Origin of the sequence: Streptomyces sp. NPDC047042 (assembly GCF_040644035.1) — a bacterium.
Classification (GTDB): domain Bacteria; phylum Actinomycetota; class Actinomycetes; order Streptomycetales; family Streptomycetaceae; genus Streptomyces.
In genome coordinates, this window is the sequence record NZ_JBEYVP010000035.1 from 18,557 (window position 1) to 38,354 (window position 19,798).

Below are 19,798 nucleotides of genomic sequence, written 5' to 3' on the forward strand. Positions count from 1 at the left end.
CATGCGCACCCTCAGCCTCCGCAGCAGACTCCTCCGTGGGATCACCGCGTCCGCAGCCGTCGCCTCTCTCGCCGCAGGACTCGCCGCGTGCGGGGGCGACAGCGACGCCGCCACCAGGACGGACAACGCGCCGGCCGGCACGGTCACCGTCGGCAGCCTCTCCAACGGCGCCGCCAAGGAGACCCAGTTGAAGGTCACCGAGGTGAAGTCGATCAGCGCCGAGCTGCCCAAGAAGGTCGCCGACAGCGGCAAGCTGGTCATCGGCGTCGGCGCGCTTCCCTCCGGGTTCCCGCCGCTGGCGTACGTGGGCGAGGACCAGAAGACCCTCACCGGTGCCGAACCCGACCTCGGCCGACTGGTGGCCGCGGTTCTCGGGCTGAAGCCGGAGGTGAAGAACTCGACCTGGGACAACCTGTTCGTCGGCATCGACAGTGGCAAGGTCGACGTGGCGTTCTCCAACGTCACCGACACCGAGGAGCGCAAGAAGAAGTACGAGTTCGCCTCCTACCGGCAGGACAACCTCGCCTTCGAGGTGCTGGACAAGAGCACCTGGAACTTCGACGACAACTACGAGAACCTCGCGGGCCGGACCGTCTCCGTGGGCGCCGGCACCAACCAGGAGAAGATCCTGCTGGAGTGGAAGGGGAAGCTGGAGAAGGAGGGCAAGAAGCTCAACATCAAGTACTTCCAGGACAGCAACAGCCTCTACCTGGCGCTGTCCAGCGGGAAGATCGACGCCTACTTCGGTCCCAACCCCGGTATCGCCTACCACATCACCCAGGTCGCGAAGACGCCCAACCCGACCCGTAACGCGGGCAAGTTCTCCGGCGCGGGAGCGACTCTGCAGGGTCTCATCGCGGCCACCGCGAAGAAGGACAGCGGACTGGCCAAGCCGATCGCGGACGCGATCAACCAGCTGATCAAGGACGGCCAGTACGCCAAGCTGCTCGCCGCCTGGAACCTCTCCAACGAGGCCGTCAGCACCTCCCAGGTCAACCCGCCCGGGCTGCCGCTCGACAACTCCTGACCCGCGCCCTGTCACTCGTCGCCCGCCCCAGGGACTCCGCCGCGCCACGGCGGAGTCCCTGCCGCGCTCGACCGGCGTTCCCGCCCCGCCCTCAGGCACCCGCTCCAGATACGGAGACTCGCACCGACATGTCCACCAGCGTCCACCACGCCACGTCCCCGAGCCCGACGGAACCGCACGTCCTGGACAACGCCGCCTGGGCCGCGCTGACGGGCCCGCACGCCCATCTCGCCGAGCGCACCGGCCGGGCCGCCCGCTACCCGACCGACGTCTCCCCGTTCGCCGCGCTGGAGGACCCCGCCGACCCCCGCGCCTGGGACGACCTGGCCACACTGATCGGACCCGGCACCCTCACCCCGGTCACCGCGGTCCAGACCGTACCCGCCGGCTGGCAGATCGAGCAGTTCGGTGACGGCGTCCAACTCGTCGACACCGCGCTGTACGCCGAACCCGCACCCGAGGCGGTCCGGCTCGGGCCTGCCGACGTACCCGAGATGCTCGACCTGGTCGCCCTCACCCAGCCGGGCCCCTTCCTGCCCCGGACCGTCGAACTCGGCACCTACCTCGGCATCCGGGACGGCGGACGGCTCATCGCCCTGGCCGGTGAACGCCTGCGGCCACCGGGCTGGACCGAGATCAGCGCCGTCTGCACCCACCCCGACCACCGCGGCCGGGGCCTGGCCACCCGGCTGGTCCGGGCGATCGCGGCGGGCATCAGGGAACGCGGCGACACCCCCTTCCTCCACGCGGCAGCGGGCAACACCAACGCGATCCGGCTCTACGAGTCGATCGGGTTCACCTTGCGCCGCCGTACGCGGTTCGCGCTGGTGCGCACGCCGGGCGCCGTCGATCACCTCGCCCCGCACAACACCGAGCGGGCGGCATCATGAAGTAGATGCGTGACCGTGTCCCCGGGGCGCAACGGTCCGCCGGGCGCAGCCGCGACGACCTCGCCCACGGCGGGACCGAACAGCGTGTCGCCGACGTGCACGCGGGGCAGCGGTACGCCGACGGCCGCACCGCCGATCAGCGTGCGCAGCCCTGGGAACACGAGGAAGTATCAGTTTCGGACGACGACCTGCCCCGGACCGGGGAGGGGCATCGGCTTCGCGGCGATCGTGAGGTGCCCAGGTCCGGGCAGCCCGGCGGGACTCTCTGCCAGCAGGATGTCGTGGGTCGTGGAGGGCAGGTCGGTGGCCATGTCGGGGCTCCTGAGGAGGAGTTGGGTGAGGGGCATGCCGTGGCGGTCGGAGCGGTCCGGCCGGCGGCGCCCAGACGCCAACCCCTGACGTGCACGTCAACTGCAAGAGCGGAACGCTCCGTTGACACCGAACGCCGCACGTGTTTGCATCCCGCCATGCCGTTGTCGGAGCCTCTGACCCGCCGCCGCGCCGTGGACCTCGTCCGTGTCGCCGCCGCGCTGTGTCGGACGACCGGCTGACCGCACCCTTCCTGACCGCGTCGCCAACTGCCGCGCAAATCAAACCGGTTGTGTACGCACGTGAGGTACGGGGTGACCACATCCCCTCCCAGTCTGCGCTGTTGCGCCTCCACCACCTCCCACGACGAGGACCCCCATGCCTTCGCCCACCCCCACCCCCGCCGGCGACCCCTCCGAGACCGACTACGACCGCCGCAGGCTGCGCCAGTGGCTCGCCGGTGAGGCCAAGGCCGACGGGGTCTCCCGCCGTCGGCTGCTCACCCTGCTGGCCGCGACCGCCGCCGGGACGGCGCTCGCCACCACGCGGCCCGCCCATGCAGCGGCCGGGCCGATCGTCAAGCCTCTGCCGCCCGAGTGGTTCATCACGCGCGGCACCAACGCCGAGACCCGCTGGGAGGCGCTGCGCGGCACCGGCCACCACACGCCCAACGAGCGGTTCTTCGTGCGCAACCACACCGCCACCACCGTCCTGGAGGCCGGTGACTGGCGGCTGCGGCTGTGGGGCAGCGGCCTGCGCGGCGCCCCCGGCGAGGACAGGCCCGTGGAGTTCGGGTACGACGATCTGCGCGCCCTGCCGGCCGTCACCCGCACCGCCTTCGTCGAGTGCGCCGGAAACGGCCGCTCCTACTACACGACCCAGCAGGGTGAGACGGTCACCGGCACCGCGTGGACCCTGGGCGCGATCGGCGTCGCGCGTTGGCGCGGGGCCCGCCTGTCCGACGTACTGCGCAGGGCGGGGCTGTCCCCGAACGCCGTCGACGTGCAGCCGCGTGGCCTCGACGCCGAGTACGTCAGCGGCGGTGAGAGCCTGGGCCGGGTGCGGCGTCCGCTGCCGCTGGCCAAGGCGCTGGACGACGTACTGCTCGCCTATGAGATGAACGGCGAGCCGCTGCCGTACGACCACGGGTATCCGGTGCGGGTGCTGGTGCCGTCCTGGGTCGGGATCGCGTCGATCAAGTGGGTCGGCGACATCGAGGTGTCGGCGCAGCCGCTCTTCTCGCCGTGGAACACCACCTTCTACCGGCTGTTCGGCTCCTCGTATCCGGAGGGCGGCAGCGCGCCGCTGACCCGGCAGACCACCAAAAGCGCCTTCGAGTTGGCGAGCGGGGCCACCTTCGCGGCGGGGCAGCGGCACGAACTGCACGGACGGTCGTGGTCGGGCGCGGGTGCCGTCGCCCGGGTGGACGTCAGCACCGACGGTGGGGCGAACTGGCGGGTGGCCCGTCTGCACGACCGGCCCCGTGCCGCCACCTGGACCCGCTGGTCCCTCGGCTGGCGACCCGAGATCCCCGGCGCCACCCACCTGCTGGCCCGCGCCACGGACACGGCCGGTCGCACCCAGCCGGATCTCGCCGTGCCCAACACCCAGGGCTATCTGTTCAACGGCGTGGTCCGGCACCCGGTGACCGTGGTGTGACGGCACCGACGGCGCGACGCCCAACAGCCGCCGCCGGCGGAGGAGTTCGCCGTTCAGGGGGAGTCTCGGGCATGCCTGTCCCGTCAGCGGTCGAGGTGGGCCAGCAGGAGGTTGGGGTCCTCGTCGGTGAGGTAGGCGGCGCTCGGGACGTACACCGTGCCGTTGTGGACCGCGACGGAGGTCGGGGTCTGGATGCCGTCGCCCGCGGTGAGTACGGCGGTGTGCGTGCCGTCGGGGCGGACGAGGTCGACCTCGTTGTCGTCGCGGGCGGCGAGGAGGGTGTCACCACGCCCCGTGAACGCGAAGTCGTCGATGAAGGCGATGCCGCTCGCGCGGACCTGGATATCTCCGGCCGTACCGTGCGCGGTGACCGGGATGCGCAGGACGGTGCCCTTGTCGAGGTTGGTGGCCCAGACGGCACCGTTGTGCAGTTTCAGGCCGTTGGCGCCGGCAAAGGTGCTGGGTTCGAGGGCCGCACCACTGGCCCAGACTTCGGCCCTGCCGCCGTGTGCGGGGACTCGGTAGATGACGCCGTGCACGGAGTCGGTGATGTAGAGACGGCCGGTGCGCTGGTCCAGGGCGAGGCCGTTGGGCAGGCCGTCGGCGGGAAGCGCGGCGACGCGGTGCGGGTGGCCGCCGGGGCGCAGGGCCCAGACGCCGGTGAGGTCGGCGGTTCCGGTGGCGTAGGTGACGTACAGGGTGCCGTCGTCGGCGCGGGCGATGCCGCCGACGAACGCCTTGCCCAGGTTGGGGGTTTCGGCCTTCGCGGGGGCCGGAAGGGCGGCCAGTACCCGGGTACGACCGGACGGAGCGACGCGGACGATCTGCCGGGCGAAGGAGAAGGTCAGGTAGGCGGACCCGTCACCCCCGACGGTGATGTTCTCGGGCTGCTGCTCAGCGGCCAGGTCGAAGTGGGCCGCGATGTGGGGCCGGGAGAGCGGCTCGGTGGCCGCGGTGGCGGTCGCGGCGGTGGCCAGTAGGGCGGCCGCGGCCGCGAGGACGGTGAGCGGGGAACGGGCGTGCACCCGAGTTGACGGCATGACAGGTCCCTTGGGGTTCAGACGTGAATACCGAGGAGCGGAAGGAGGCGAGGCTCAGTTGCCGGCGGGGAAGAGGGACCGGTTGGCGATGTCGATGATGAACGGGCCGACGTGGGCCGGGTATCGGTCGACGATCGCCTTCTTGTACTCGTCGCCGTCGTCGCCGAGCAGTTCACGGGCGTCGGTCAGATAGCGGCGGACGTCCTCGAAGACCTCCGGCCCGGTGGGCAGGCCGTGGCCGGCGAGGACCGTGTCGTAGCCGGACTCGGCGGCCAGGGCGTCGACAGCCTGCTGCCAGCCGGTGATGTCGTTGTTGCCGAGGTAGAGGTGGACGTCGTGGTAGACGAGGTCCTGGGCGATCAGCACTCCCTGCTCGGGCAGCTTGACGAGCAGTTCGTCGGCGGCCTCACCGCCGGAGACGGCCTCGAAGACGAACGGGACGCCGTCGATGACCTCGGTGCCCGGCACGATGGTCACGCCCGGGGTGAAGTCGGCGAGGGGGACGACCTGCCCGGTGGGCAGGTTGCTGTCGCCGCGGGCGATGATCTGCTCGCGCACCTGGGCCAGCGCGTGCACGGGGACACCGAAGCGGGCGGCGCCGTTGTAGTGGTCGGGGTGGGCGTGGGTGACGATCAGCCGGTCCAGGGGCTTGCCGAGCCCCTCGGCGTAGGTGACGGCCTCGTCGGCGTAGGCGGGGATCAGTTGGGCGTCGATCGCGATGATCCGGGCCGACGTCTCGATCAGCTGGGTGGTGGTGTGGAAGGTGTCGGCCGGGGACATGTAGCTGTGGACGCGGACCGCGCCCTTGTTGAGAACCGTGACCGTGCCGTTCATGGGGATGCTCCTTGCGGTGAAGGCGGCCTGACGCCGCTTCGCTGTCCTCCACTCTTGTCGTAGAACCGCAGGCAGACGAGATAGCCTGAAGACTCGGCATGGTAAATCGAGGACATTCGGAGATCCTGATGGTTTTCGCGAACCTGGACGGCGCCGATCCGCCGGGGGACGGCGCCATCCTTCGCCTCGATTTCAATCCGCCCGAGGAACGGGTCCCCGGCTTCGAGATCATCGATCTCGCGACCCTGCACGAGCGGCGCCGACGCCGGCGCAGACGGCCGGACCTGGTGCACCGGGTCGACTTCCACACCCTCACCCTCATCACCGAAGGCAGCGGCGAACACGCGATCGACTTCGTGACCTACCCCTGCCGCCCCGGCACCCTGCTGTGGGTGCGCCCCGGTCAGGTGCAGAGCTTCGTCCGGCCGGGGACGGCGAACGGCACGCATCTGCTGTTCACGCCGGCCTTCCCACCGCACAGCAGCAGCGCCGACCGACTCGTCAACGAGTGGTACGGATCAGCGTGTTGGCAACTCGGCGCGAGCCCCACCTACGCGGTGCTCTCCACCCTGCTGGGCCAGTTGAGGGCCGAGTACGGCAGGCCGAAGCAGGCCGTGTCGGCGGAGATCCTCCAACTCCTGCTGGCCACCGTGCTGTTGCAGGTCGACCGACTGCCCAAGGACGGCGGCGGGAGCGACCCGTACGCGGGCGGCGAGGTCTACGCCCGCTTCCGGGCCGAGCTGGAACGCTCGTACGCCACCACCCGCCGCGCCGCCGACTACGCCCACCGCCTCGGCTACACGGTCAAGACCCTGACCCGCGCGTGCACGGCCGCCACCGGGCAGCCGGTGAAGCACGTCATCGACGCCCGTGTCGCCCTGGAGGGCCGACGGCTCCTCGCCCACACCGACGAGCCGGTGGCGACCATCGCCCGCCGCCTGGGCTTTCCCGAACCCACCAACTTCGGCAAGTTCTTCACGCGTCACGTCGGCGAGACACCGGGGTCCTTCCGGCAGACCCACCGAGGGCAACAGTGAGCGCGGTCCCCGCGGTTGACTCCGGGGACCGCGTTTCGTGCAAGCAGAGACATCAGCGCTTCGTGAAGATGAAGCCCAGCTTGTCGATCTCGTCACCGGAGCGTCCGTGGAACCCGGCGAGCTGCCATCCCGCGGGCGCGGTGCGGGTCACGCAGTCGGACGTGGTGGTGCCGCCTGACAGGCTTCTGCCGAGGTTCGTGTCGAACTTGGCGTAGAAGATCCGGGTGTGGCCGCTCTTCTCCGCCTGGCACAGCTGGGCGGAGGTGACGTACTCCCCGCTGCCCAGCGTCAGGGACGAGGCCGTTCCGCCGGAGCCGCCGTGGCTGAGGACCGTGCCGTTGCCGAGGGTCAGGCCGACGCCGTCGACGCGAGAGCCGGCGCGCAGCGAGATGCTGACCGGGCGGGCGCCCGCCGGTACGGCGTCGATGTCGTTGTAGTAGTCGCCGTGCGGTCCGCCGAACTGGTCGCTGAGCTGGAAGGCGGCATTGCGGGACCAGGAGAAGCCGACCGCGATCGGGTCGTGGTCGGACAGCATGAGACCGCCGTCCGTGAGGAACTTGGCGTGCTCGTTGTTGTACGACGTGGCGTCGAGCGACACGAGTTTGCTGCCGCGGTAGAGGACCTTGTCGACGACCTCGCAGGTGTTGGGGACAGTGGGCCCGGTCTGGTCGCAGACCAGGGCGTCGCTGCCCTTGGCGGGCGGAGTGCCACCGCGGACGAGCTTCACCCAGGCGTCGGTGAGCCCGTTGGCCGCGCCGAACTCGGCGATGGTGTCGGCCGCGCGGGTGTAGCGGGTGTTGGTGTCGCCCATGACCACGACGGCGTTGCCGGCGGAGTGGGACTTGATGAAGTCGGTGAGCTGGCTGAGATTGTCGGCGCGTGACGCCTGGTCGCCGTCGTTGGTACCGGCGTTGGTGTGCAGGTTGTAGAAGTCGACGTAGACGCCCTCCGCGAGGCGCTCACGGATGAAGGTGAACCCCTTGGGCGTCAGGCAGTCGCCGGAGTCCCACTGGCAGGAGTTCCAGCGCACGCGCTCGAAGTCGTCCTCGTCGTAGGGGAGTTTGGACAGGGTGTTGAGCCCGCTGCCGATACCGGCGCCACCGCTGGTGGGCGTGCGGTAGGCGTGCGCCGTGTCCGCCGCGTAGAGGTTGGCGTGGTAGTTGAAGTCCTCCTCGACATGCACGATGTCGTACGGCGCGATGCGCTGGCCGATGGCCGTGGTGCTGGTGTCGCGCGGCGTGGACGCGCTGGAGAGGATCGCCGGCAGACCGGCGACGTTGTAGGTGAGGGTGCTGAAGGATCCGGAGGCCGGGTCGGCGGCGGCTGCCGGGGAGGCGGTCGCGGCGAACCCGCCGCAGGCGACGGCCGCGACCGTGAGGCAGGTGAGAAGACGGCGCATAGTGCGGAACTCCTGTGAAGGTGGAGGGGGCAGCGGGAACTTACCGCTGGTAACGCGCTTCTGTCGCCGGCTCGGTCGGGAGAGATCGAAATTTGACCGGGTGGTCCAGGCCAGGAGCTGCCGGGATGTCAGACTGACCGTTTCACTGGGCCAGGGGATGGGGACCGACCGCCGTGCCGGACAGCCGATCAGACACACCTTCCACGGACGCGACCGACGAGCGGAGCACGGGCGGGAGCGGGAAGGGACCGGCCGCGGTCACCATCGCGTACATCGCCGAGTCCGCCGGAGTGTCGGTTCCCACGGTGTCGAAGGTCCTCAACGGCCGGTCGGGTGTGTCGGACGAGACCCGGGCGCGCGTCGAGGAGCTGATCCACCGGTACGGCTACCGCAAGCCCCCGAAGAACCGCAGCAAACTCGTCGAACTGGTCTTCCGGGAGCTGGAGAACATGTGGGCCGTGGAGATCATTCGCGGTGTCGAACGGGTGGCCAGGAAGAACAAGGTCGGCGTTCTGGTGTCGGAGTTCGGTCTTCAGGACACTCCGGCCAGGACCATCGACGAAACCGTGGACCGGCGCCCGCAGTGTGTCCTCTCGGTGGCGCAGCTCTCGGAGGAGGAACGGGACCGACTGACCGCGAAGGGCATCCCGTTCGTCGTCTTCGACCCTAACGAGGAACTCCCCGACGACGTACCGTTCGTGGGCGCCACCAACTGGAGGGGCGGCCAGGCCGCGACCCGGCACCTGATCGGACTCGGGCACCGGCGCATCGCCATGATCAGCGGGCCCGATCATCCCTTCTGCCTCGCACGTCTGGCCGGGTACACCTCCGCACTCACCGAGGCCGGCCTGCCGGTGGACCCCGACCTGGTGGTCAGGACCCTCCTCACCCGGGAGGACGGCCGCACGGCTGCACACGAGCTGCTGTCCCGCCCCGACCGCCCCACCGCCGTCTTCACCGCCAACGACATGCAGGCCCTGGGCGTCTACCGGGCCGCCCGCGAGCTCGGGCTGGGCATCCCCCAGGATCTGAGCGTGGTGGGCTTCGACGACGTTCCGGCTGTGGCCTGGGTGGATCCGCCGCTGACGACGGTCCACCAGCCGCTCGCGGAGATGGCGGCGGCCGCCACCGAGATGGCACTGGCACTGGGCCGGGGCGAGGACGTGCCCCAGGTGGGGGTGGAGATCGCCACCACCCTCACCGTCCGGGAGAGCACGGCTCCGCCGAAGGGCTGAGCGGAGCGGCCCGGAAGCCGGGAGCCCGGAGCCCGGGTGCCCAAGCAGGCACCCGGGCAGGAACGACCGGCGTCAGCCGACGGTGCCGGCGACCGAACTTCCGGACTTCGTCACGCGGTACGTCACGGTGGCTCCGCTCCAGAAGTGGAAGGTGAGCGTCGCCTGCGTGTTGTCCCGCAGCGAGTTGACGAACTTGGAGGTGAGCAGGAGGGCGCTGCCCGGATAGTCGGGGGAGAAGGCCTCGTTGAACTCCTGGTAGGGGGTCCAGTCCGTCGGGCCGGCGTTGCCGCCGTCGGCGTACTTGGCCTCCATGGTCGCCAGCTGGTCACCGCGGAACTGGGTGGGGACGGTGACACCGTTGGTGTTGCCCGTCGCGTTCGAGAGTACCGGCCTGTCGTACGTGGTCACGTGGATCTTCCAGGGGATTCCCCGGCTGAAGCGGGCCTCGACGGTCGCGTTGACCCCGTAGGCGCGGTTGCCCGCGAGCCGGGTGAGGGCTGCGGCCGTGAGGGTGAGCTGGTTGCCGGAGACGGTGTAGTCCCGGCCCTGCGCGAGCATGGTGCCGCCCTGCCACAGGCCCCGGAAGGTACCGCCGTTCGGGTTCATGGTGAGCGTCTGGGCGGTGATCGCGCTCGATTTCGCCAGGAAGATCCGGTCGAAGGAGGCGGTGCCGGAGCGGGTCGTCCAGCTCGACTTGATCTGGTCGATGATGGCGGGGTCGCGCCACTGCAGTGTGGTGCGGTTCAGGAAGTTGAAGGCGTCCCACAGGGCGGTGGTCACTCCGGCCGCGCGGGCCTCGTAGCCGAACTGCTCGAAGTACTTGAGCGACTCGCCCAGTTCGACGCGGGCGGGGTGGTTGTGGTCGGGGAAGTTGAGCAGGCCGTACTCGCCCAGGTAGACGGGGATGCCCTTGGAGGTGAGCGTGTTGCGGATCCGGGTGAAGGTGTCCGTCAAGTCCTGCTGCGAGGTGGCGTCGAACCGGGTGCCGCCCGCGATGTTCACGCTGAACGGCCAGTAGCCGTAGTAGTGCACCGTCGCGACGAGGTCGGGGTCATTCAGCGCCTTCATCTCCGCGGCCAGGATGTCCAGGAAGTCCTGGCCGGCGTTGGTGTGGAGGGTGGGCAGCACCAGCAGCCGGGTCGCGTTGTTGCCGCCGGACTGCCTCACCAGGGTGTGGAAAGCGGTGTTGAGCTCGTTGTTGTACTGGTTGCCCTGCGCGTCGGTGGTGTTGTCGAACTGGGGTTCGTTGTTGCTCTCGAAGAGCAGCGATTTCGGGGAGTCGCGGAACGTGGCCGCTATCTGGGTCCAGGTGGCCTTGAAGCGGGCCAGGACGTTGTCATGGTCGGTGGGCATGGTGGCGATCCACTGCCATGAGTCGTGATGGACGTTGAGCACGACGTAGAGGCCGTCGGCCAGTGCCCAGTCGACCACCTGCTTGACGCGGTTCATCCATGCCGCGTCGATCGTGTAGGGGGCGGTGGCGGACTGGTGGCCGCCCCAGGTGACGGGGAGCCGGACACTTCGGAAGCCCTGGGCCTTGATGGTGTCGAACAGGGCCTTGGTGGCGGGCGGGTTGCCCCACGACGTCTCGTCGGGGATGGCGTCGAGGGTGTTGCCCAGGTTCCAGCTCGGTTGCATCGCGGCCACCGTGTCCATCGGGGTGGCGGCGGCGAGCCGGGGCAGCGGGAGCCGGGCGGGGGAGACGTCCTCGTGGCTCGGCAGTGCGAACGCGGTGGTGCTGGTCAGCCCGATCGCGGCGACCAGCGCCAGGACGAGGCGGAACAGACGGCCGGGGCCGCGACTGCGGCGCGGGGCGGGCTGTTGCGTTCCTTTCATGTTCGATCCTTCCCTGTGGGACGAGCGGGGGCTCCGCCCGTGGGGGGGTGCCGGGGACAGCCGGCCGAGGGGCCGGCCGTCCTCGAACGGTGTCGTGACAGGGGGTCAGGAGTTGGACTGTGCGTAGTCGAACCAGTCGAAGTGGACCGTGCCGGTCGCGGCGTACATGCCGATGACCCGGCCGGTGAAGCCGCCGGCCACCTCCGTCGACAGATAGCGGCCGTCGAGGGCGCCGAGCGCGGTGAATGTGCCGTCCGGCTCCGCCACGCCGAGCGTCACGGTGTCCGGGCCGGTGCGGGCGTCCCGGGGAGGGGTGGGGGCGATGCGGACACCGAGGACCACGGGACCTGCGGGCACGGCCAGGGACCCCACCACCGTGCGCAGCGGTCCGACGCGGCTGAGGACGCGCACCTCTCCTTCGGATGCCTCGATCTCGTAGTGGTGCTCCTCGTCCAGTCGTACCGCGAGGCCGCCGCGCCCTTCCGCCGGGTCGATCCGCGTGCGGGCCTCGCAGGCCAGGTGCTGCTGGCGGCGGCCGACGAACACCACGTCCGGCTCGTCCAGGGAGCCGCCCCGGGCGCGCAGCGTCAGCCAGCCGGCCCGTTCCTTGGTGGTGCAGAGCTCCGCCGGACGGTCGCGCAGGGAGATCCACTTCGGTCGCAGTTCGCTGAGGTCGAAGTCGTCCCGGACCGCCTCGGCGGGGCCGGGGACGAGCGGCCAGGCCGGCGCGGGCAGTTCGGATGTCACTTTGCCGACGACGGGCCAGCCGTCCACCCATTCGACGGGTGCCACGAAGGTCTCGCGGCCCAGCACGTGCCAGCCCGGGGTTCCGCCGCGCGGCCGGACGCCCAGCAGGGCGAGCCACCACGAGCCGTCGGGCCCCTGGACCAAATCCGCGTGGCCGGTGTTCTGGATGGGCTCGTCGGTCCCGCGATGGGTGAGGACCGGGTTGTCCGGGCACGGCTCGAAGGGGCCCGCCGGTGTACGTCCCCTGGCGATCGAGACACCGTGGCACCGCTCGGTGCCGCCCTCCGCGATGAGCAGGTACCAGTAGTCGCCGATCCGGTAGAGGTGCGGTGCTTCGGGCGCCTTGGCCCCCGGCGCGCCGGACCAGAGTTTGCGCGGAGGTCCGAACGCCTCCCCGGTGTGCGGGTCGATGCGGACCTGCGAGACCCCGGCGATCGTGCACCAGCACGTGCCGTCCTCGTCCCACGCGAGGTCCGGGTCGATGCCGGGGACCTCGGACAGCCGGATCGGGTCGGACCAGGGCCCGGCCGGGTCGGTCGCGGTGAACAGCAGGTTGCCCTCGCCCTCCGTCACGTTGGTGACGATGAGCCAGAAGCGGCCGTCGTGGTGGCGCAGGGTGGGGGCGTAGATACCGCCGGACGCCGGCGTGTCGGCGGGCAGCCGGAGCTGCTCCGGTCGGTCGAGGGCGTTGCCGATCTGCGTCCAGTGGAACAGGTCGCGGCTGTGGAAGACGGGGATGCCGGGGAAGTACTCGAAGCTGGAGCACACCACGTAGTAGTCGTCGCCCACCCGGCAGATGCTGGGGTCGGGGTGGAAACCCGGAATGACGGGATTGGGGAGGGAGGCGTCCGCCTGCTGCTTGTCCGACACGAGGTCAAGTCCTTTCGGGGTGCGGTGGTCGAGGTCCGGCACGGCGCCCGCCCGCCGATCCATCGAAGCGCTTCACCTGGCGGAGAACGCTAATGACATGTTTCTCACGAAACAAGAGGCGGTAACGCTGAGAAAGTTACTTTGCCGCGTGTCATTGACAGCGCGTCGAACCGATGGCAGCGTCGAAGCGCTTCAACTCGCCCCCAGGCCATGACAAGCGGCGCGTCCTTCGCCTCCTTCGCCTCCTCCGAGAACGGAACCGCATGAGCAGCCCCGCCTTCCCGGTACTGCCCCCCGCCTTCCGCTTCGGTGCCGCCACCGCCGCCTACCAGATCGAGGGCGCCCACGACGAGGACGGCCGGGGCCCCTCCATCTGGGACACCTTCAGCCACACCCCGGGCCGTACGCTCGACGGCGCCACCGGTGACACTGCCGCCGACCACTACCACCGCTACCGCGAGGACATCGCGCTGCTGCGCGAACTCGGCGTCCACGACTACCGCTTCTCGATCTCCTGGTCCCGCCTGCTGCCCGAGGGCACCGGCGCGGTCAACACCAAGGGCCTGGACTTCTACGACCGTCTGCTCGACGAGCTGCTGACCGCGGGCGTCGCCCCCGCCGTCACCCTCTACCACTGGGACCTGCCGCAGGCCCTGGAGGACCGTGGCGGCTGGCGAGTCCGGGAGACGGCGGAGGCGTTCGCGGCGTACGCGGCGCTCGCCGCCGAGCGCTACGGCGACCGGGTGCACCGCTGGATCACCCTCAACGAGCCGTACTGCTCCGCCTTCGTCGGCCACGCCGAGGGCCGCCACGCGCCCGGCACCCGGGAGGGCCGCGGTGCGCTGGCCGCCGCCCACCACCTGCTCGTCGGCCACGGCCTGGCCGTACGTGCCCTGCGCGCGGCGGGTGGCCAGGAGATCGGCATCACCCTCAACCTGGACCGCGTCCACGCCGCCTCCGACCAGCCCGACGACCTCGCCGCCCGCCGCCGCGCCGAGACCCTGCACAACGACGTCTGGGCCGAGCCGCTGTTCGCCGGACGCTACCCCGCCCACGAGGCCGAGACCTGGGCCGGCCTCGCCGACGGCCCCTGGCGACAGCCGGGCGACCTGGCGGTGATCGGCGCACCCCTGGATTTCGTCGGCCTCAACTACTACCGGCCGATCTGTGTGACCGCCGCACCTCACCGGGAGCCCGATCCCGAACAGCGCACCGCGGTCGACGTCGGCGTGGCCGAGACCGACCCGTACGGCACCCGGCACACCACCATGGGCTGGCCGGTCGTCCCCTCCGCGTTCACCGAACTGCTGGCCCAACTCCACGACCGCTACCCCCGGCTGCCTCCGATCTGGATCACCGAGAACGGCTCCGCCGAGGCCGACACCGTCACCCCCGACGGCCAGGTCCACGACGGCGACCGCACCCGCTACCTCGCCGACCACCTTCAGGCGGTCGCCGACGCGATCGCCGCCGGAGTGGACGTCCGCGGTTACTACGTCTGGTCGCTGCTGGACAACTTCGAGTGGGCCCGCGGCTACGACCAGCGGTTCGGCCTGATCCGCGTCGACTACGACACCCAGACCCGCACCCCCAAGGACAGCTACCACTGGTACCGGGGGCTGATCGCCGCGCACCCGGCTGTTATCCGCTAACATAGAATAATTAGCTAGATGAATGTACTGCTGGCGGCGAGGAGTGACCGTGGACTTCGGGCTGAGTGACGAGCAGGACCTGTTGCGCGCGACGGCACGGCAGTTCGTCGCCGACGTGTGCCCGGCCGAGAAGGCCAAGGAGTGGGACGAGCGGAGCGTCGTACCGCCGGAGCTGTTCCGCGGGATGGCCGACCTGGGGTGGTTCTCGCTGCCGTTCAGCGAGGACGAGGGCGGCGACGGCGGCGGCCCCCTCGAACTCGTCCTCATCGCGGAGGAGTTGGGGCGGGCCAGCTTCGACGTCGCCATGTGCTACATCGGGGTGCTCATCCCCGGGATCACGGTGTTCCGCTGGGGCAACGAGGCGCAGCGCGACTTCATCCGCGACCAGGTGATGACCGGGCGCCACCGGCTCGCCGTCGGCCTCAGCGAGCCGGACAGCGGATCCGACGCCGCCGCGCTGCGCACCACCGCCGAGGACCACGGGGACCATTTCCTCGTCCGCGGCCAGAAGGCGTGGTGCACGGGCGGCGGCCTGCCCGACACCACCATCGCCACCTATGTGCGCACGGGGCCGCGCGAGCCCAAGCACGGCGGCATCAGCCTGCTGCTCGTCGACCCGTCGACGGAGGGCGTCGAGGTGCGCCGGACACCGACCCTGGCCCGGCACATCCTGGGCACCAACGAGGTGTTCTTCAATGACGTCCTGGTGGCGAAGGAGAACCTCGTGGGCCCGCGTGACGAGGGCTGGAAGGTGATGCTCTCCAACATCGAACTGGAGAAGGTGATCATCAGCGGCGGCTATCTGGGCGCCGCTCAGGCCACGCTCGACGAGATGCTCGAATACTCCCGCACCCGGCAGGCATTCGGGCGTCCGATCGGCAACTTCCAGTCGCTCGCCCACGCCATGGCCGACCTGCAGACGGAGATCGACTCGGCCCGGCTGCTCGCGTATCGCGCCGCCTGGCTGCTCGCTCAGGGCAAGCCGTGCACGAGGGAGGGCTCGATGGCCAAGCTCAAGGGGTCGGAGACATACGTGGCCGCCGCCCGGCTCGGGATGCAGGTCTGCGCGGGGCACGGGTTCTCGACCGAGAGCGTGATGAGCTTCCGCTACCGCGAGTCGATCGTGGCCACCATCTCCGGGGGAACCAGTCAGATCCAGCGCAACGGGATCGCCCGGAGCATGGGACTGCGGTCCTACTGACCCCCGGCCCGGCCTTCGGTGCCGTCGGCGGTCTGCCCGGCCAGCCACTGCGCGTGCCGCGCGTAGTGGCCCTGGTCGCGGGTCACCCAGACGCCGGAGGCACGGGCCAGTACGGCCCCGCTCCCCGCCAGCGTCAGCTCGCCGGTGATGTACCACCGCGAGCCCTCCCGCCGGTCGGCCCACACCCGAAGCTCCAGCGGTCGCTCCACCGGTACCGGCTTCAGGAACTTCACCGTCAGCTCGGCCGTCACGCTCATCACGCCGTGCAGCAACGGGAGATGGCCGAGGCAGTCGTCCAGGACGGCCGCCGTCCAGCCGCCGTGCGCGACATCGGGCCCGCCCTCGTGGGAGCGCGGGCAACTCAGCTCGAACCGCGCCACGCCGTCTTCGTCGAGGCGTTCGCGCTCCACGCCCAGCCTGCACGCCCCGAGGACGCGGCAGCCACCGCACAGGGTCACGCCCCCGGCGGTCCGGGGCGGCTCCGGCATACCCGTCCCGGCCCAGTGCCCGTTCGACACCGTCCCTCCAGCCGCGCCTGATATTCCGGTGGCCGCGGTCCCGTCGGTTCCGGTCGTCGACATGCTGTGCTCCTCGGTGTGTGGTCAGGCGTCGGCGAGCAGCGGACGCAACTTCCCCGCGATCAGCTGTACTTGGCGGGCGATCAGCTCCTCGGGCATCCCGGCCAGGGACGCCCACAGGAACACGCCCTCGACGGGCAGCCCGCGTACGTACTCCCTGATGGCGTCCGCGACGGTCTGCGGGGTGCCGTAGAGAAACTGGCCGACGCCACTCGCCTCCAGACCGCGCTCCCGCCACTTGTCGGGGTCGATCGGGCGGGGCACCGGCTGGTCCGTGCCCTCCACCAGGTATCGGCGGTAACTGTCCCACTGGTACGACAGATGCTTGCGGACCACCGGCCAGTCGCCGTCCGGGTCGTCGGTGACGAACGTGGTGAACGAGCCCTGCATCCGGGCCGTCGAGGCGTCGTACCCGCTCTCGGCGAGTCCCTCGCGGTACGGATCGAGGAGGGCGGGGTTGAGCGACAGCAGCCCGGTGCCGAGTCGGCCCGCCCGCCGGGCGCCCTGCGGCCCCTGGTAGCCGAGCCAGATCGGCAGCGGATCCTGGACCGGGCCCGGGGTGACCAGAGACTCGGCCCACAGCCCCCGGATCTCCCTCACCCGCTGGTCGGTCGTGGAGTAGCGCTTGCCGAGGTCGCCGCCGTACAACCGGTACTCCGGGACCCGGTAGCCGGTGCCGAGTCCCAGATCGAGCCGGCCGTCGCTGATGATGTCGACGACCGCGGCCTGCTCGGCGATCTCGGGGGCCGCGTGCAGCGGGGCGGGGATGACAGCCGTACCCAGCCGCACCCGGCGGGTGCGGGCCGCCGCCGCGGCGGCCATGGTGAGCGGCTGGGGGAGATAGCCGTCCTCGAAGCCGTGGTGCTCGGAGAACCAGACCGAGTCGAGGCCCAGCCGGTCCGCCTCCTCGCACATCTCCAGGGTGAAGCCGTACAGCCGTGACCAACTCTGCCGCCACGGCGGGGGATTGCGCAGGTCGAAGTAGATGCCGACTCTCATGAGCGGCCACCTCCCTTGGAGTTGTGGGCGGAGTGGTCGGCCAGCCGGACCGTCGCGTGGGCGACGGCCACCCCGTCGCCGGGCGGCAGCAGCCGTACCGGGCGCAGTTCCAGCCCCTCGATCTCCGGCAGGTCCTCGACCATCGCCGAGAGCCGCAGGACGGTCTCCTCGAGCGCGGCCAGGTCCACTCCCGGGCCGCCCGCCCGGCCGTCCAGCAGCGGGGCCGCCCGCAGCGAGCGGACCATCTCCCGCGCGTCGCGGTCGCTGAGCGGCGTGACCCGGTGGGCGACGTCCGCCATGAGGTCGGCGTAGTCCCCGGTGAGGCCGAAGGCGATCACCGGGCCGAAGACCGGGTCGGCGCGCACGGAGAGGAACGCGTCCGGGCCCGGGCCGGGTTCGGTGTCCCGTACGGCGATGCCGTACGAGTCGAGGAGTTCGGCGGCGACGGCTGCCGGGACCGCGCCGGGAGCGGCGGCGGCGAGCAGTGACCGGGCACGGTCGGTGTCGACACCCGGGAGATCGGGCACGACGCCCGCGGGCGTGGCGCGCCAGGCCTGGTACGCCGCCGCGTGGCCGAGCGAGACGGCCGCCGCCTCGGGGAACGTGTACGTCGGGACCACCAGGTCGCCCCGGTGCAGAAGATCGGCGACGCCCGCCCCGCCCAGGAAACTGGCCAGCACCGGTTTGTCGGGCCGGGCCGACGCCGCGTCGAGGATCGCCGCCGCCACCTCGTCGGGCTTGTCGGCCAGCGGGGGCATGAACAGGACGACCGCCGCGTCGATGTCGTCGTCCGCCAGGACCGCGTCCAGGGCCTGCCGGTAGTGCGCGGCGGTGGCCGTCGGGGTCAGGTCGACCGGGTTGGCGACCTCGGCGCGGGGTGCCAGGGCGGAACGGAGCGTCTGCCGGGTGCGCTCGCCGAGCGCGGGCACGCACAGGCCGTTCGCCACGCAGGCCCCGACCGTCAGCGCCGCCGGGCCACCGGCATTGGTGATCACGGCGACCCGGTTGCCGGGCGGGGGAGGCTGGTGGGCGAGCAGCAGGGCGACGTCGAACAGCTCCTGGAGTCCCCGGGTGCGGATGACGCCGGACTGCGCGAACAGGGAGCTCACCGCCGAGTCCGCGTGGCCCGGATGCACCGCGACGATCGGTTTGCGCGGGGCGATCCGGCGGGCGACACGGGCGAACCGGCGGGGATTGCCGAAGGTCTCGACGTGCAGCAGGATCACCGACGTCCCCGGGTCCTCCTCCCACCACTGCAACAGGTCGTTGGTGGACACGTCCACGGCGTGCCCCACCGACACGAAGCCGGAGAAACCGAGCCGCAACCGCTTGGCGAAGTCGAGGACGGCGAGCCCGAGCGGCCCGGACTGGCTGGACATCGCCACCCGGCCGGGCAGTGGCAGGGCGGGCGAGAAGGTCGCGGCCAGCCGCGCGGCGGGCGTCGTGTTGACCACGCCCATGCAGTTCGGGCCCACCAGCCGCATTCCGGAGGCACGGGCGAAGCGGGCCAGCTCCACCTCGGTCGCCCGCCCCTCGGCTCCGGTCTCCCCGAAGCCGGTGGAGACGACGACCACCGCTTTGACACCGGCCTGCGCACACTCCCGTACGGCCTCGGGCACCGCCCCCGCCCGTACGGCCACCAGCGCCAGGTCCGGCGGCTCCGGAAGATCCCGGACGCTCGCGTACGCCCGCACCCCCGCGATCCGGTCCGCGCGCGGGTTGACCGGGAACACGGCGCCGCCGAAGCCGCCCCGGAGCAGATTGGCCACGATCTCGTGGCCGATCGTGAGCGGGTCGCGGTTGGCGCCGATCACGGCGACCGACCGGGGTTCGAGCAGGGGTCTGAGCGATCGCCGCACGGCCGTGTGCTCACGGCGCTCGGCCCGGGCCACGGCCTGGGCCTGCGGGTCGATGGCGATCTCGAAGTGGATGATCTGACCGGGCGGCCCGGCCTCGATCCGGTAGCCGGAGCCGAGGAACACGTTGATCATCCGGGTGTTGTCGGCGAGCACGTCGGCCTCCAGCACCCGGACGCCCCGGGTGCGGGCGGCGGCGGCGATGTGCTCCAGAAGCAGCCGGCCGAAGCCCTCGCTCTGGTGGTCGTCGCGGATGGTGAACGTGACCTCGGCGTGCTCCGGTTCCGCCGGGTCGCGGACATAGCGGACCAGACCGGCGATCTCGTCGCCGGCCAGCGCGACGAGAGCCAGTTCGTTGAGATAGTCCACGTGCGCGCCGCGCCGGATGACGTCGTCGCGCATGCGGACCACCGGCCCGAGCGAGCGGTAGGCCAGGGTCGCCCGGGACAGACCGCCGACGAACGCCACCAGGCGGTCGGCGTCCTCGGGCCGGATCGGCCGGACGAAGGTCGACCGCCCGGTCCTGACGAGTCCGGGCCGTTCCAGATCCTCGGGATACCGGTCGTCGGGGTGCGGGTCCGCGGGGACCGGGTCTTCGGAGTGCGGGGGAGTGGTCACCGGAGTTCCGC

Annotated in this window: 16 protein-coding genes; 7 read left to right on the forward strand and 9 right to left on the reverse strand. The window is 71.1% G+C overall.

Annotation, left to right across the window (positions count from 1 at the left end):
- Position 1 precedes the first annotated feature (1 nt).
- Positions 2-1,027, forward strand: a complete 1,026-nt coding sequence (locus ABZ855_RS34645; protein WP_360813619.1) for a transporter substrate-binding domain-containing protein — start codon at positions 2-4, stop codon at positions 1,025-1,027.
- Between the two features lie 128 nt (positions 1,028-1,155).
- Complete coding sequence (locus ABZ855_RS34650; protein ID WP_360813621.1) at positions 1,156-1,917, forward strand: GNAT family N-acetyltransferase; 762 nt, start codon at positions 1,156-1,158, stop codon at positions 1,915-1,917.
- A 170-nt stretch (positions 1,918-2,087) separates the two neighbouring features.
- Here ABZ855_RS34650 and ABZ855_RS34655 read toward each other — a convergent pair whose 3' ends face one another.
- Positions 2,088-2,228 carry a hypothetical protein gene (locus ABZ855_RS34655; RefSeq protein WP_360813623.1) on the reverse strand — a complete coding sequence of 47 codons (141 nt, stop codon included), beginning with the start codon at positions 2,226-2,228 and terminating at the stop codon, positions 2,088-2,090.
- A gap of 376 nt (positions 2,229-2,604) precedes the next feature.
- Between ABZ855_RS34655 and ABZ855_RS34660 the strand changes: the two genes are divergently transcribed.
- Positions 2,605-3,885, forward strand: a complete 1,281-nt coding sequence (locus ABZ855_RS34660) for a sulfite oxidase (RefSeq protein WP_360813625.1) — start codon at positions 2,605-2,607, stop codon at positions 3,883-3,885.
- Between the two features lie 83 nt (positions 3,886-3,968).
- On the opposite strand, the gene ABZ855_RS34665 is transcribed toward ABZ855_RS34660, so the two are convergent.
- Both ABZ855_RS34665 and ABZ855_RS34670 read right to left on the reverse strand, forming a co-directional pair.
- Positions 3,969-4,925 (reverse strand): hypothetical protein, encoded by a 957-nt coding sequence (locus ABZ855_RS34665; protein ID WP_360813627.1) that lies wholly within the window; start codon positions 4,923-4,925, stop codon positions 3,969-3,971.
- 54 nt (positions 4,926-4,979) lie between these two features.
- On the reverse strand, positions 4,980-5,759 hold the full coding sequence (locus tag ABZ855_RS34670; RefSeq protein ID WP_360813630.1) for an MBL fold metallo-hydrolase: 780 nt from the start codon (positions 5,757-5,759) through the stop codon (positions 4,980-4,982).
- 128 nt (positions 5,760-5,887) lie between these two features.
- On the opposite strand from ABZ855_RS34670, the gene ABZ855_RS34675 reads away from it, so the two are divergent.
- A complete protein-coding gene (locus ABZ855_RS34675; RefSeq protein ID WP_360813632.1) occupies positions 5,888-6,796 on the forward strand; it encodes a helix-turn-helix transcriptional regulator in 909 nt (302 codons plus the stop codon).
- 52 nt (positions 6,797-6,848) lie between these two features.
- Here ABZ855_RS34675 and ABZ855_RS34680 read toward each other — a convergent pair whose 3' ends face one another.
- Entirely contained in the window at positions 6,849-8,195 is a 1,347-nt protein-coding gene (locus ABZ855_RS34680; RefSeq protein WP_360813634.1) for a jacalin-like lectin, read from the reverse strand.
- Positions 8,196-8,368: 173 nt separating this feature from the next.
- Between ABZ855_RS34680 and ABZ855_RS34685 the strand changes: the two genes are divergently transcribed.
- Entirely contained in the window at positions 8,369-9,430 is a 1,062-nt protein-coding gene (locus ABZ855_RS34685) for a LacI family DNA-binding transcriptional regulator (protein WP_360813636.1), read from the forward strand.
- Between the two features lie 72 nt (positions 9,431-9,502).
- On the opposite strand, the gene ABZ855_RS34690 is transcribed toward ABZ855_RS34685, so the two are convergent.
- Both ABZ855_RS34690 and ABZ855_RS34695 read right to left on the reverse strand, forming a co-directional pair.
- Entirely contained in the window at positions 9,503-11,266 is a 1,764-nt protein-coding gene (locus ABZ855_RS34690) for a cellulase family glycosylhydrolase (RefSeq protein ID WP_360813638.1), read from the reverse strand.
- 105 nt (positions 11,267-11,371) lie between these two features.
- Positions 11,372-12,883: a glycoside hydrolase family 43 protein gene (locus ABZ855_RS34695; protein ID WP_360813797.1), complete on the reverse strand. Its 1,512-nt coding sequence runs from the start codon at positions 12,881-12,883 to the stop codon at positions 11,372-11,374.
- 263 nt (positions 12,884-13,146) lie between these two features.
- Between ABZ855_RS34695 and ABZ855_RS34700 the strand changes: the two genes are divergently transcribed.
- Together ABZ855_RS34700 and ABZ855_RS34705 are read left to right on the forward strand one after the other, a co-directional pair.
- The gene (locus ABZ855_RS34700; protein ID WP_360813640.1) at positions 13,147-14,535 is read left to right on the forward strand and encodes a GH1 family beta-glucosidase; all 1,389 of its coding nucleotides are present in this window, start codon (positions 13,147-13,149) and stop codon (positions 14,533-14,535) included.
- Between the two features lie 49 nt (positions 14,536-14,584).
- A complete protein-coding gene (locus tag ABZ855_RS34705) occupies positions 14,585-15,736 on the forward strand; it encodes an acyl-CoA dehydrogenase family protein (RefSeq protein WP_360813642.1) in 1,152 nt (383 codons plus the stop codon).
- On the opposite strand, the gene ABZ855_RS34710 is transcribed toward ABZ855_RS34705, so the two are convergent.
- Genes ABZ855_RS34710 through ABZ855_RS34720 form a run of 3 tightly spaced genes read right to left on the reverse strand, consistent with a single transcriptional unit; the run spans position 15,730 to position 19,787 of the window.
- Positions 15,730-16,317, reverse strand: coding sequence for a PaaI family thioesterase (locus ABZ855_RS34710; RefSeq protein WP_360813644.1), 588 nt, complete (start codon positions 16,315-16,317; stop codon positions 15,730-15,732). The genes ABZ855_RS34705 and ABZ855_RS34710 overlap by 7 nt on opposite strands.
- Before the next feature lie 21 nt (positions 16,318-16,338).
- Positions 16,339-17,313 (reverse strand): LLM class flavin-dependent oxidoreductase, encoded by a 975-nt coding sequence (locus tag ABZ855_RS34715; protein ID WP_360813646.1) that lies wholly within the window; start codon positions 17,311-17,313, stop codon positions 16,339-16,341.
- Positions 17,310-19,787 (reverse strand): GNAT family N-acetyltransferase, encoded by a 2,478-nt coding sequence (locus ABZ855_RS34720; RefSeq protein WP_360813648.1) that lies wholly within the window; start codon positions 19,785-19,787, stop codon positions 17,310-17,312. The genes ABZ855_RS34715 and ABZ855_RS34720 overlap by 4 nt, the downstream gene beginning before the upstream one ends.
- Between the last annotated feature and the right edge of the window lie 11 nt (positions 19,788-19,798).

Excerpts from the sequence above, each read along its gene's own strand:
- ABZ855_RS34645 (WP_360813619.1), top strand. The coding sequence starts at position 2 with ATGCGCACCCTCAGCCTCCGCAGCAGACTCCTCCGTGGGATCACCGCG.
- ABZ855_RS34650 (WP_360813621.1), top strand. The coding sequence starts at position 1,156 with ATGTCCACCAGCGTCCACCACGCCACGTCCCCGAGCCCGACGGAACCG.
- ABZ855_RS34655 (WP_360813623.1), bottom strand. The coding sequence starts at position 2,228 with ATGGCCACCGACCTGCCCTCCACGACCCACGACATCCTGCTGGCAGAG.
- ABZ855_RS34660 (WP_360813625.1), top strand. The coding sequence starts at position 2,605 with ATGCCTTCGCCCACCCCCACCCCCGCCGGCGACCCCTCCGAGACCGAC.
- ABZ855_RS34665 (WP_360813627.1), bottom strand. The coding sequence starts at position 4,925 with ATGCCGTCAACTCGGGTGCACGCCCGTTCCCCGCTCACCGTCCTCGCG.
- ABZ855_RS34670 (WP_360813630.1), bottom strand. The coding sequence starts at position 5,759 with ATGAACGGCACGGTCACGGTTCTCAACAAGGGCGCGGTCCGCGTCCAC.
- ABZ855_RS34675 (WP_360813632.1), top strand. The coding sequence starts at position 5,888 with ATGGTTTTCGCGAACCTGGACGGCGCCGATCCGCCGGGGGACGGCGCC.
- ABZ855_RS34680 (WP_360813634.1), bottom strand. The coding sequence starts at position 8,195 with ATGCGCCGTCTTCTCACCTGCCTCACGGTCGCGGCCGTCGCCTGCGGC.
- ABZ855_RS34690 (WP_360813638.1), bottom strand. The coding sequence starts at position 11,266 with ATGAAAGGAACGCAACAGCCCGCCCCGCGCCGCAGTCGCGGCCCCGGC.
- ABZ855_RS34700 (WP_360813640.1), top strand. The coding sequence starts at position 13,147 with ATGAGCAGCCCCGCCTTCCCGGTACTGCCCCCCGCCTTCCGCTTCGGT.
- ABZ855_RS34710 (WP_360813644.1), bottom strand. The coding sequence starts at position 16,317 with ATGTCGACGACCGGAACCGACGGGACCGCGGCCACCGGAATATCAGGC.
- ABZ855_RS34715 (WP_360813646.1), bottom strand. The coding sequence starts at position 17,313 with ATGAGAGTCGGCATCTACTTCGACCTGCGCAATCCCCCGCCGTGGCGG.